This window comes from Geomonas sp. Red32 (genome assembly GCF_023652955.1).
Lineage (GTDB): Bacteria > Desulfobacterota > Desulfuromonadia > Geobacterales > Geobacteraceae > Geomonas.
In genome coordinates, this window is sequence record NZ_JAKLOY010000001.1 from 215,027 (window position 1) to 227,522 (window position 12,496).

Sequence of the window (12,496 nt, forward strand, 5' to 3'; positions counted from 1 at the left end):
CCCTTACAATCAGGTAAAAATTTTTTCAAAAGCTTGCACTTATTGGGGTTTTAGGGTATCTTTAACCGCGAAAGCTGGTATACCCATTTTATTAGGAAGTTCTTATGCTTAGCAAGATCAGCCATCTCGGGGTTGCCGTCCGCTCCATCGAAGAGACTCTCCCGTTCTATCGCGATGTTTTGGGAATGAAACTGACCGGGACCGAAGAGGTCCCCTCGCAGATGGTCAGGGTTGCCTTCCTCACCGTGGGGGAATCAAACATCGAGCTACTGGAACCGACCTCGCCGGAGAGTCCGGTGGCCAAATTCCTGGAGAAAAACGGGCCGGGAATCCACCACGTGGCCTACGGGGTGGAGGATATCGAGGCCGCCATAGCTTCCCTCACCGAAAGCGGCGCAAGAATGATCGACGCCGTTCCGCGGATCGGCGCCCACGGCGCCAAGATCGCCTTCGTACATCCCAAAAGCAGCGGCGGCGTACTGACCGAACTCTGTCAGAGTCACTGAAGGAGGACCGGCCAACCGGCAAGAGTTACAATTTCATGAACGCCTTATTTTTGTGTTGACTTTTGTTTGGATAATTATATATTGGCACCACTTTATATAACACGGTTTGCTTTTTCCGAAATGACCTGCCGAGTTTTTGGCGCAGCACTTCAACGGGAGTCGCATGAAGACTGAAAGTAGCCCTCTGCATACCTGTTCTAAGGCTCTCACTTCTTGAGGCCGCAATAGCGGCACGGGATGCGAGGGCCTTTTTGCTTAAAGGAGGAGCTTCAGCAACCAGCAGTAACCGAGCAGTTGAGCCGTAAATGCAATTTCACTCACAGTGAAACAAACAAACAGGAGGAAATGATGAGCTTCAAGAAAACTATGCTTGCAATCGCAGCAGCAGGGGTCGTCACCGCAACTGCAGTACCGGCAATGGCGCTGGAGAACGAGTTCCACGGCATGTACAAGATGAAGTACTTCATCTCGAACTTCGACAACAGCGGCTCCGGTTACTACGCCGAGACCACAGCGGCCACCACCAGCCGCTCGGCCGTCAACTACTTCGAGCAGCGCGCCCGCCTCTTCTACACCGCCAAGGCTAACGACAACCTCAAACTGGTCACCGGCTTCGAGCTCGACTCCGTCTTCGGCGACAAATCCCAGGGTACCCTGGCCGGCTCCACCGGCGTCGGCGGCGCCGGCAACATCACCACCGCCTTCAGGAACTCCGGCGGCGCGCTCGACACCGACGCCGTCAACCTGGAGACCAAGTGGGTCTACCTCGACTTCAACGTGCCCAACACCACCACCAACGTGAAAGTCGGCGCCCAGCCGATCAAGGACTCCCTCAAGGGCGTTCTCTTCGACTGCGACGCCGCCGGTATCTACACCTCCACCAAGCTCGCCGACGCCACCGTAAACGTCGGGTACTTCCGCGGCTACGAAGGGAACGCCGGCGACGTGAACGGCGGCGGCACCGCCGGCCTCGGCCTGAAGATGGGCGTCAACAACCTCGATCTCGCCATCGTCGAAGGCAAGTACGCCGTCAGCAAAGACCTCTCGGTCGGCCTGGCCTACTACGGCATCTATGACTACCGCGCCTTTGTTGACCAGATGTTCGACCACACCGTCGCCGCCTTCGCCGATGGCAAGGTCGGGCCGGTTGCCCTGAGCGGCTTCGTGGCCGGCCAGTTCGGCAAAATTTACAACGACGCCGGCGTGGCTTCCCCCATGAACGGCGGCACCGGCAATATCGACCTGAGCGGCTTCGCTGCCAACGCCGCCGCCAAAGTCAAAGTCGGCCCCGGCAGCGCACGCCTCGCCTTCCTGTACACCTCCGGCGACGACGGCTCCGATGCCGGGAAGAACAAGTCCTGGCAGAGCCTCCAGCAGTCGGTTAACGGCCTCCCCTCGGCTACCAAGGCCGGTGCCCTCAACACCTACAACGAGTCCGGCATGATGCTCCTCAACAGGAACGCTGCCGCTCAGGGCGGGTCCTCTGACCGTTCCATCATGTACACCACCGGCAACAGGGATCAGGGGATCATCGGCGCCTTCGCCGGCTACGACGCCACCATCACCCCGAAAGTCTACGCTTCCGCCAACGTCGGTATCGGCTTCACCGCCGAAGACCGCACCAAAAACCTCAACGACAAAGGTGACTCCGACGCCATCAAGCCGAAGAACCTGAAGACCAACGCCTTCAACTCCAGCAACTTCCTCGGCACCGAGATCAACGTCGAGGGCGGCTACAAACTCTACGACAACCTGACCGCTTCCGTTCAGGCTGCCTACGTGATCCTGGGCGACTACTACAAAGGGACCAGCGTCTCCACCGCTGGCGACGATCCGGCCAACCCCTACTCCGTACGCTTCGTCGTGAGCTACGTATTCTAATCCGGATGGGCCGGAGGTCTCCTCCGGCCCACCACCCGCTGCGCCAAAAAGGCGAACCGTCTGGTTCGCCTTTTTTTTGTTTCAGCACGCCAGAGTATCACCCCCTCTCACACATCCTTCCTTTGTCACAGCAGGATCTCAAAAAACAATTTGCCCACAGCAACTGCCATCCATCATCTGTCACCACGGGCCTCTCATCCTATGGCCGGACCGGCACTGACACCCCAAAGGGGGGCGCATTGACTTGCCGGGCAGTCACAGTGCATGATGGTGAGAAGATGGGAAGTTGACAACAAACATATGCGTGCTTTAATTTTCAAGTATGGCCACCATTTACACTAAAGGAGAGCCCGCATGAAAAAGATCACACTGATGCTTGCAGCAGCTGTCTTCCTGATTTCGTCGGCACCGGCCTTCCCGCAAATGACGCCAGAGGAGAAAAACGAATGCCTGCTGGCGTCCAAGAATTGCACCTCCCAGGTCGACGACATCTACAAGAGAATCCACAAGCTCGACCGGGAGATCAAAAAGGGAACCAGGGTCTACACACCGGCGGAACTGAAGAAACTCCAGGACAAACTGAAAGAGACCCAAGACCTGCTGGATGACATGACCGAGAAGGGCGGCAGTTAAGAATCGGCGCACCAGCCGATCGATCACCGGAAAGAACAAGGCGGCCGCAAGGCCGCCTTTTTTCGTGTCAAGTCGACCGGATAATCCTTTGACTAAGCGGGGCTCCTCTGCGATAATCCAGCGGTCCGACCCACCAACAGGAGCCGCCATGAGAAAATCGATCTTTGCTGCCTTTTTCGCCTGCATCCTCTTCATCCCTCTCGCGGCTTCGGCCGCCCAGATCCGCGCGTTCGTGGGCGACTTTTCGATCAGCGCCCCCGGCAGCTCCCCTCCGCCGGTCGGCACCCTCTTCACCTCCCGAATTGCGGGAGACGATCTGGTCATCGTCGGAAGCGCCGCCGAGGCGGATGTGGTCTTCACCGGGAGCTACACCAAGCTCGGAAAAAGCTACAGCCTGGACGCCCTGGCCAAGCTCCCCTCGGGACGTGTGCTCGCCACCGCATTCGAGCAGTTCCAGGACGAGGAGGGGCTGATCCCCGCCCTCAACAAGATCTGCCCGAAACTGCACGCCGCGGTGGCGGATTCCTTCCGCAACCTTACGGCGGCCCCCGCTTCGCCACAGACAAGCCCCCCTCCGGCCGCCGGGGCCGCCCCCGCCCTTCCGGTTCCGGCTGCGGCCGCCGCCGGGCGGAGCTGGAAGAACCAGAGGCTTCCCGGTGAGCTCTGCGCCGTGGCGCCGGGCAGGCCCGTCGAAGGTGGCCGCGAATACTTCACCGCCTCCGATCGCGGGATCCGGCTCTACCGCCAGGCCAAGGAGCTCACCCTCCTCGGCGAGGACGAGGTAGGGATCACCGAGAAGGTGATCGCCCTCGACACCCGCCTGGCCGACGGCGCCCTCTTTGCCTACCTTACCGTGATGGACAGCGACGCCCCGGTCTCCCGGATCTACCGCGCCGACCAGAACGGGCTCAAGCTGGTAGCCAAGAACCTCCCGTACCTGTTCCGCTCCATCGCCCTCTTCGGCGCCACCCCGCGCATCTACGCCCAGCAGATGGGGAGGGAAGAGGACTTCTATGGCGACGTCTTCGAACTGATCGATACCCCTTCGGGCTACCAGCTGAAGAATCCGGTCAAGCTCCCGGCGGGTGCCAACATCTTCAACTTCAACATGGTGCGCGATCCCTCGGGGAACCCGGTCACCATCGTCATCAAGGAAAGCGGGAGCATGGTGGTCTACTCGCAAAAGGGCGAGGAGCTCTGGACCAGTCCCGACCGCCAGGGTGGCAGCGAAACCTACTTCTCGCGGGAAACCGGCAACAACGTCCGGGTCTCCGGCTCGCTCACCCGCAACCGCTTCCTCGAGCAGCGGATAACGGTGGCCCCCGACGGGCGGGTGCTGGTTCCTCAAAACAGCGGCTTCATCATGATGGGGAACGTACGGAGCTACACGAGCTACTCGGTCGGCTCTTTCGTCTGGACCGGGGTGATCATGGAAGAGCGCTGGCGTTCCAAGCCGTCCCGTTCCTACTTGGCCGACTACTACTTCGATCCGGCCAAAAACGAACTGGTGCTGCTGGAAGTCGTGCAGGGGAAGGGAATCTTCACCGGCGGGGCCAGCACCGTGCAGGTAATTCCCGCCCAGTAGGGCGGGGGGAATTTATCGTTGACTTCCCCCTGCTATGCTGTTAATTTTTTCTTTTTTCGCCCGGACTCCGGGCCAAGCAACGTTATCCAGGATCGACCGTGACGAACCCCTCATGCATTGAAGCGCCCCTCCCCAAAGGGGTGAGCGATTTCCTCCCCGAGACTGCCGACAAGATCAGCTACATTGCGAGCCGCATTCACCGCGTATTCGACCTCTGGGGCTTCAGGCGCATCATCACCCCGTTGCTCGAATTCGAGGAGGTGCTGGCCCTCGGCATGGGCGAGGAACTGCGCGGCAAGACCTTCCGTTTCGACGACCGCCAAAGCGGCCGCCTGCTCGCCATCCCCCCCGACATAACCCCGCAGGTTGCCCGCATCGTGGCCACCAGGATGCACGCCCTGCCGCTGCCGCACCGTATCTACTACAACGGCCGCGTTCTGCGCCAGCAGGCGATGCAGTCCGGCCGAAGCCGCGAGATCTTTCAGTCGGGTGTGGAGCTCATCGGACTCGACTCGCCGGAGGCGGATGCCGAGATGATCGCCATGGCGGTCGAGGTCTTCAAGGACCTTGGGTTCACCGGCTTCAAGATCGACCTGGGGCAGGTGGCTTTCTACCGCGGCATCATGGACGCCGCCGAGATCTCCGACGCCGTGCGGCGCCCGCTGCAGGAGGCAATCGAGAAGAAAGAGGCCTCCGCGGTCCGCACCCTCCTTGAGGGAGCGCGGGTCTCCGACCGGGTCAAGGAACAGATCTCCCTGCTTCCCCGTCTCTACGGCGGCCGCGAAGTGCTCGACCAGGCGGCGGCCATCGCCGACAACGACCGTTCCAAGCAGGCCCTCGAGAACCTGGCCCAGACCCTGGAGATCCTCGACATTCACGGAGTTTCCGAGCACCTCACCCTGGACCTCGGGGAGTTGCGCGGCCTCGACTACCATACCGGCATCACCTTCGAGGGATTCGTCCCCGGCGTCGGCGAGGCGGTCTGCAACGGCGGACGCTACGACGGACTGACCGCCAAGTACGGCTTCCCCGCGCCCGCCACCGGCTTCGCCTTCAACATCATGGCGCTTTTGGCGAGCCTCTCCCAGCGGGACGCCGGCAGCCGCAGCCGCGACCTCTTGATCTTCAACCAGAAGGACGACCGCCGCGAGGCACTGGAACTTGCCCAGCAGCTTAGGGCCAGCGGCCTCACCTGCGCGCGGGACATCATCAAGCGCGACTTCGACGATTCCCTGGTCTATGCGAAGAAGATGGGGATCCGGATGCTCCTGGTGATCGGCGCCGAGAACTGCAAAGAAAACCAATACTATCTGGTACGTACCGCTGACAGAAGCGGCATGGTGGTATCCAGAGATGAGTTGTTCGATAAAGAATTAGAAACGAAATTCGACCGGCAAGGGGAAAACCATGGCTAACGTCGTTGTAATCGGCGCCCAGTGGGGTGACGAAGGCAAAGGGAAAGTGGTAGACATCTACACGGAGTTCGCGGACGACGTGGTGCGTTACCAGGGCGGCAACAATGCCGGCCACACGCTGGTGGTGGGGGACGAGAAGGTCATCCTGCACCTCATTCCGTCCGGCATCCTCCACGAAGGGACCAGGTGCGTGATCGGTAACGGCGTGGTGCTCGATCCCGAGGTCTTCATCATGGAGATCACCAGGCTGAAGAAAAACGGCTACCTGAAAGACGACAAGGCACTGCTCCTCTCCGAGGGGCTCCACATCATCATGCCGTACCACAAGCGGATCGACATCGCCCGCGAAGCCAAGAGCGGCTCCAAGAAGATCGGGACCACCGGCCGCGGCATCGGCCCCGCCTACGAGGACAAGATCGGCCGCCGCGGCATCCGCCTGATGGACCTTCTGGACGAGAAGACCTTCACCCGCAAGGTCAAAGAGATCCTCGCCGAGAAGAACCTGATCCTCACCCAGCTCCTGGGGGACAAGCCGTTCACCTTCGAAGAGATCTACAACGAGTACATGCCGTACGCGGAGATCCTCAGAAAGTACGCCGCCGACACCGCGCTCCTCCTTCACCAGGACATCAAGGCCGGCAAGAGCCTCCTCTTCGAAGGGGCGCAGGGCACCCTGCTCGACGTCGACCACGGCACCTATCCGTACGTAACCTCCTCCTCCACCTGCGCTGGCGGCGCCTGCACCGGCAGCGGTGTCAGCCCGCGCGAGATCCACGAGGTGATCGGCATCTCCAAGGCCTACGCCACCCGCGTGGGGAGCGGCCCCTTCCCGACCGAGCTCTTGGACGCGGCAGGCGACGCGCTCCGCGATGCGGGCCGCGAGTTCGGCTCCACCACCGGCCGTCCGCGCCGCTGTGGCTGGTGGGACGCGCTGGTCGCCCGCTATGCCGTCCGGGTCAACGGTCTCTCCGGTATCGCCATCACCAAGCTCGACGTACTCTCCGGCCTGGAGACCATCAAGGTCTGCACCGGTTACAACTACAACGGGACCGTGCTGGACGAGATCCCGGCCAGCCTCGAGGTGATGGAGCAGTGCACCCCGATCTACGAGGAGCTTCCCGGCTGGAGCGGCGACATCACCGGCGCTAAGAGCATGGACGAACTCCCCGAGAACGCCCGCCGCTACGTCACCCGCATCGAGGAGCTCTCCGGCGCCCCGGTGGTGCTGGTTTCGGTCGGCCCGCGCAGGGACGAGACCATCGTGCTGAGGAATCCGTTCGAGAAATAGCTCAAAGGCAATAAACACGGCTGACGTGGATTGGGCGGATTCACGCGGATAAGGCTTTAGGGAGCTTTAGCCGCCGGGCGCCCGCTCAATTAGACTCTATCCATGCAGCGCTTCTTTGAATTTACTTTTTTCGCTCTCTTTGAAAAAATCGGTTGACGCAGCCAACTTCATTTGTTATAAGGTTGTTCTTGTTTCGCCGAGCAGCAGAATGAGCCGCTAGCTCAGTTGGTAGAGCACCTGACTTTTAATCAGGTGGTCGTTGGTTCGATCCCAACGCGGCTCACCATTCGTCCCCATCGTCTAGCCCGGCCCAGGACACCGCCCTTTCACGGCGGCGACGCCGGTTCAAATCCGGCTGGGGACGCCATTCGAAAAAGGGCCCGGAAGCGATTCAGGGCTTTTTTCACCAGCAGTTGCAGTACGAGCCGCTAGCTCAGTTGGTAGAGCACCTGACTTTTAATCAGGTGGTCGTTGGTTCGATCCCAACGCGGCTCACCATTTCTACCACGCCCCCTGCCCTTTCAGGACAGGGGTTTGTTTTAGGTCCCATCGTCTAGTGGTTAGGACACCGGCCTTTCACGTCGGTAACAGGGGTTCAAGTCCCCTTGGGATCACCATCTTTGCAGCACAAGAAAAGGCCGCCTCCTTCGGGAAGCGGCCTTTTCCGTTTCGGTGGTCTCCACGCCTCGGCTAGTACCTGCGGTCAGGCCAGTTTCTCAGGCAGTACGGGCACTCCTTCACGTTATGAGGGATGGTGTCCCTCAACTGCTCTTCGTCATAGCGGGCGCTACAGCCGTTGGCGACCGGGTACTGGTGAATGACCTGGTTCTTGATGAAGTAGAGCATGCCGTTCCCCCTTTGCTTCCGGATGGTTGACTGGATAAAGTATCAGGTTAAAGGTATCTCATGTCAACGCCACACAAAGTGGTTTACAACCTCCGCGACAACAGACATAGTAACGCCGACCACTCCTTGCCCCCTTGCCCGCTTGACCATCCGAGCCATGACTGAGACCACCGAAATCCTCGCCCCCCATACGCCGATGCTGCGGCACCACCCCTTCCGGCAATTCTGGCTCGGACGGCTCGCCTCCACCCTCTCCTTCCAGATGCAGGGAGTCGCGGTAGGATGGCAGATTTACGCTTTGACCGGCAGTGCCTGGTATCTCGGGCTGGCCGGTCTCGCCCAATTTCTTCCGATGTTCCTCCTGACCCTGGTGGTCGGGCACACCGCCGACCGCTACGACCGGCGTAAAATCGCCGCCTTCTGCCAGCTTATCGAGGGGGGCGCGCTAGCGGCCATGGCAGCCGGTAGCTATGGTGGATGGCTCACCAAGGAGGCCATCCTCGGGATCGTCTTCGTGACCGGGGCGGCGCGTGCCTTCGAGTCCCCCACCATGCAGGCGTTACTCCCCACCCTGGTCCCCCAGGAGTGGATTCCGCGGGCGGCGGCCTGGTCCGCCTCAGCCAACCAGACCGCCAGCATCGTCGGCCCCGCGCTGGGAGGAATTCTCTACGCCGCCGGCCCCACCATCGTGTACGCAACCGGCTCTCTTCTCTTTCTGACTGCGAGCTTCATGGTCTCCTCGATCAGGGTGGAGCGGGCACCGGCCAGGAAGGAACCGGTCAGCGTCAGCTCGCTCTTCGCCGGGATCTCCTTCATCAAGAGCCGTCCGGAAATCCTGGGCGCCATCTCCCTCGACCTCTTCGCGGTGCTGCTCGGCGGAGCCACCGCCCTCCTGCCGGTCTACGCGCGTGACATCCTTCACAGCGGGCCATGGGGGCTCGGGTTCCTGCGAGCGGCGCCGGCCGTGGGAGCGCTGGGGATGTCGGCATTCCTGGCACGGACGCCGCTACGCCACCACGTGGGACGCATCATGTTCGCCAGCGTGGCGGTCTTCGGGGTGGGGACCATTGTCTTCGCCGTCTCGACCTCTTTCACCCTCTCCGTCTGCGCACTCATCGTGCTCGGGGCGGCGGATGTCATCAGCGTGGTCATCAGAAGCTCGCTGGTGCAGATCTCGACGCCGGATGAGATGCGGGGAAGGGTCAGCGCGGTCAACATGCTCTTCATCGGCACCTCTAACCAGTTAGGCGAGTTCGAGTCGGGGGCTACCGCCGCACTGTTCGGTACGGTGCCCGCGGTCATCATCGGCGGGGTAGGGACGATAGTCGTGGTGCTTCTGTGGATGAGGCTGTTTCCGAAATTGGTGGAGGTGGACCGGCTGCAGTAAAGGGACTTTAGGGACTTTAGGGACCTCAGGGACCCCAGGGACATAAGGTAAACTTTCAAGCAGGGACTGGCCTGCCCGCGGCACTCACACGCACTCACACGCACTCACACGCACTCACACGCCTCCGCCCTCCCGGCGTCTCCCCGGCGTCTCCCCGGCGTCTCCCCGGCGTCTCCCCAGCGCACCCTCGGCGCACCTTCTTCGCACCTTCTTCGCACCTTCTTCGCACCTTCTTCGCACGTCTTCGCACGTCCGCAGCAGCCCACGCAGTCCACGCCGGCGGGAGTGGTGCCGATTACGCCTCGGTGTCATAACGTTGACACGCCTCCACCGGCGACGGTATAGTAACCACAGCACGATAAGTGCCTCAAATATTCAAAATTAATGGCTTTTTACCTGAACCAACGGAGCCAGACCAGCCGATGGAAGGCCAAACTATTCTCTTACTGGACGAGGACAAGAAGACGCTCGATTTCCTGGCCGCCTTCCTGGTCTTCAAGGGGTGCCTGGTGATCCAGGCGGCGGACGCGGAGGATGCCCTGCAGCGGGTGGAGGAGAGCGCGGTCGACATGGTCATCGCCGACACCCGCATGCAACATAACAGTGGGATCGAGTTCATCAAGAACGTCAAGGATCACCGCCCGGAGATCGTGATCATCGCCTACAGCCCCTTCGTCAACCGGGAAACCACCGAGGAGACGTTGAAGGCCGGGGCGTTTGCCGTCATGGAGAAGCCATTCAACCTCGAGCGCCTGGAGACCGCCATCCGCCAGGGGCTGGAACACCAGGAGCTTCAAGCCCGCTCGCTGCGCCATAAACCTAAGGTGAAAAACCGCGACCGTCTGAAAAACATCATCGGCGAAAGCGAGAAGATGCAGGAGCTTTTCGAGATGGTGGAAAAGGTCGCGGGGACCGACTCGACCATCATGATCCATGGCGAATCTGGTACCGGGAAGGAGCTCGTGGCCCATGCCATCCACGATCTCTCCTCCCGTGCGGAGGGCAACTTCGTGGCGGTGAACTGCGCGGCGATTCCCGACGACCTCCTGGAAAGCGAACTCTTCGGCCACGTGAAGGGATCGTTCACCGGCGCGGTGGTGACCCGGTTGGGAAGGTTCGAGCTGGCCAACAAGGGGACGCTCTTCCTCGACGAGATCGGGGACATGAAGCCCAACCTGCAAGTCAAGCTGCTGCGCGTTCTCCAGAGCAGGGAAGTGGAGCCGGTGGGGGGAACAAGGCCAAAGAAGGTGGACGTGCGGATCATCGCGGCCACCAACCAGAACCTGGAGCAGATGGTCGCGGAGAAGACCTTCCGTGAGGATCTCTACTACCGTCTTTCGGTGATACCGATCCACCTCCCCCCCCTGCGCGAACGGGGAAGCGACATAAAGCTCCTGCTGAACAGCTTCCTGAACAAGTTCAACAAGGTGAGCCACCGCAAGGTGGAGGGGTTCGACGACCAGGTCACGGAGATCCTCACCCATTACCGGTGGCCCGGAAACGTGCGGGAGCTGGAAAACCTCGTCGAGCGTCTGGTGATCGTCTGCAACTCTCCCCGCGTCGGCTACGAGGATCTGCCGGAAAAGTACCGGGGAGGAAGGACGGTCCCACGGGAAGGAGCGGTGGGCCCGGCGGGGTCACCTCAGATGGTGCTGCCGGCCAGCGGCATTTCGCTGCAGGCGGCAGTAGAGGAGTTCGAAAACGGGCTGATTCTGCAGGCACTGCAGAAGACGGGGGGAAACAAGAAGGAGGCGGCGATCCTGCTCAACCTGAAGCGGACTACCCTGATCGAGAAACTGAAGAAGAAAAACCTGGCCTACACGCCACACCCTTAGCGGCGTTCAGCGTTTTTCACCCGGATACAGCGCTCCCACCGGGCACTGGCCGAAACATTTGCCGCACGTCCTGCAGTCCCCTTCGCTACGGGCCGCCTGCTTGCGGTAACCTTCCACCTCGAGTGAGTAGCGGCGCTCGGGGCACGCCGACACACAACGTCCACACCCCGAACAGCGATGACTGTCGATAACCGGCACCAACACCCGGGCAGAGGCCCTTACTTCCTGATACCCCATCTCGTCCTCACTTTCAGCTCACGCACAGCACCACGACCAAGACAGAACCGGAAGGGCTATAATGTATGAGAATACAAAAGAACTGTCAAGGTGAGGTTGGAGAGGCGATTTATGACACGGGCACGGGCGAAGCGAGATAAACCCCTTGCACGATTAGTCTATCCCGAATAAAATACCCAATCCTTAGAAGCACATCAATGAGACCGGAGGGAGCTTACATGAAAAAGATAGGCGTGGTACTTTCGGGCTGCGGAGTACGTGACGGAAGCGAGATTCACGAAGCGGTCTTGACCCTGCTCGCCATTGACAGAAGCGGCGCCAAGGCTGTCTGTTTCGCCCCCGACATTGAGCTGGACGAGATCAACCATGTGACGATGAAAGAGACCGGTGCCAAGCGCAACGTGCTGGTCGAATCGGCCCGGATCGCCCGGGGCGACATAAGCGACGTCAAGAACGCCAAGGCCGCCGATCTCGACGCCCTGATCCTCCCGGGTGGCTTCGGCGCCGCCAAGAACCTCTGCAGCTTCGCCACCGAGGGGCCGGCGGGAAGCGTGCAGCCGGATGTGCTCCGCCTGATCCGCGAGATGTCCCAGGCCCGCAAGCCGATCTGCGCCATCTGCATCGCGCCGGCGGTCCTCGCGCTGGCGCTCGGCAAGGATCTCGCTCCCCAGGTCACCATCGGGACCGACGAAGGGACCGCCCAAGCCATCAACGGCACCGGCAGCAAGCATGTCAACTGCCCGGTGAACGAGTTCGTGATCGACAAGGAGCACCTCATCGTCACCACCCCCGCCTACATGCTGGCAACCCACATCGCCGAGGCGGCCGAAGGGATCGAGAAGGCGGTGAAGGCCACCATCGACCTCATCAAGTAACGCACCAC

General features: G+C 61.0%; 11 protein-coding genes and 4 tRNA genes. 13 read left to right on the forward strand and 2 right to left on the reverse strand.

The features are described 5' to 3' along the window. The first annotated feature begins 104 nt into the window (after positions 1–104). The 10 genes from mce (at position 105) to L4X63_RS01000 (ending at position 7,925) form a co-directional block, all read left to right on the forward strand. Positions 105–506, forward strand: a complete 402-nt coding sequence (gene mce, locus L4X63_RS00955) for a methylmalonyl-CoA epimerase (RefSeq protein ID WP_250676717.1) — start codon at positions 105–107, stop codon at positions 504–506. A gap of 348 nt (positions 507–854) precedes the next feature. Beyond that, on the forward strand, positions 855–2,387 hold the full coding sequence (locus L4X63_RS00960; RefSeq protein WP_250676718.1) for an alginate export family protein: 1,533 nt from the start codon (positions 855–857) through the stop codon (positions 2,385–2,387). A gap of 354 nt (positions 2,388–2,741) precedes the next feature. Continuing rightward, positions 2,742–3,020 carry a hypothetical protein gene (locus L4X63_RS00965; RefSeq protein WP_250676719.1) on the forward strand — a complete coding sequence of 93 codons (279 nt, stop codon included), beginning with the start codon at positions 2,742–2,744 and terminating at the stop codon, positions 3,018–3,020. A 148-nt stretch (positions 3,021–3,168) separates the two neighbouring features. After that, positions 3,169–4,605 (forward strand): hypothetical protein, encoded by a 1,437-nt coding sequence (locus tag L4X63_RS00970; protein WP_250676720.1) that lies wholly within the window; start codon positions 3,169–3,171, stop codon positions 4,603–4,605. A 98-nt stretch (positions 4,606–4,703) separates the two neighbouring features. Continuing rightward, on the forward strand, positions 4,704–6,020 hold the full coding sequence (locus tag L4X63_RS00975; protein WP_250676721.1) for an ATP phosphoribosyltransferase regulatory subunit: 1,317 nt from the start codon (positions 4,704–4,706) through the stop codon (positions 6,018–6,020). Then, positions 6,013–7,308 carry an adenylosuccinate synthase gene (locus L4X63_RS00980; protein ID WP_250676722.1) on the forward strand — a complete coding sequence of 432 codons (1,296 nt, stop codon included), beginning with the start codon at positions 6,013–6,015 and terminating at the stop codon, positions 7,306–7,308. Before L4X63_RS00975 ends, L4X63_RS00980 begins: the two co-directional genes overlap by 8 nt. Before the next feature lie 210 nt (positions 7,309–7,518). Beyond that, a tRNA-Lys gene (locus L4X63_RS00985) sits at positions 7,519–7,594 on the forward strand. Positions 7,595–7,597: 3 nt separating this feature from the next. Then, positions 7,598–7,675, forward strand: a tRNA-Glu gene (locus tag L4X63_RS00990). Positions 7,676–7,730: 55 nt separating this feature from the next. After that, positions 7,731–7,806 (forward strand) — tRNA-Lys (locus L4X63_RS00995). Between the two features lie 44 nt (positions 7,807–7,850). After that, positions 7,851–7,925: transfer RNA gene (locus L4X63_RS01000), tRNA-Glu, on the forward strand. A 73-nt stretch (positions 7,926–7,998) separates the two neighbouring features. On the opposite strand, the gene L4X63_RS01005 is transcribed toward L4X63_RS01000, so the two are convergent. After that, positions 7,999–8,154, reverse strand: a complete 156-nt coding sequence (locus L4X63_RS01005) for a hypothetical protein (RefSeq protein WP_250676723.1) — start codon at positions 8,152–8,154, stop codon at positions 7,999–8,001. Between the two features lie 157 nt (positions 8,155–8,311). Between L4X63_RS01005 and L4X63_RS01010 the strand changes: the two genes are divergently transcribed. Both L4X63_RS01010 and L4X63_RS01015 read left to right on the forward strand, forming a co-directional pair. After that, on the forward strand, positions 8,312–9,541 hold the full coding sequence (locus L4X63_RS01010) for an MFS transporter (protein WP_250676724.1): 1,230 nt from the start codon (positions 8,312–8,314) through the stop codon (positions 9,539–9,541). 422 nt (positions 9,542–9,963) lie between these two features. Next, positions 9,964–11,376, forward strand: coding sequence for a sigma-54-dependent transcriptional regulator (locus L4X63_RS01015; protein WP_250676725.1), 1,413 nt, complete (start codon positions 9,964–9,966; stop codon positions 11,374–11,376). A gap of 6 nt (positions 11,377–11,382) precedes the next feature. Here L4X63_RS01015 and L4X63_RS01020 read toward each other — a convergent pair whose 3' ends face one another. Beyond that, positions 11,383–11,613, reverse strand: a complete 231-nt coding sequence (locus tag L4X63_RS01020) for a 4Fe-4S binding protein (protein WP_250676726.1) — start codon at positions 11,611–11,613, stop codon at positions 11,383–11,385. A 218-nt stretch (positions 11,614–11,831) separates the two neighbouring features. Between L4X63_RS01020 and elbB the strand changes: the two genes are divergently transcribed. Continuing rightward, entirely contained in the window at positions 11,832–12,488 is a 657-nt protein-coding gene (gene elbB, locus L4X63_RS01025; protein WP_250676727.1) for an isoprenoid biosynthesis glyoxalase ElbB, read from the forward strand. Positions 12,489–12,496: the final 8 nt, after the last annotated feature.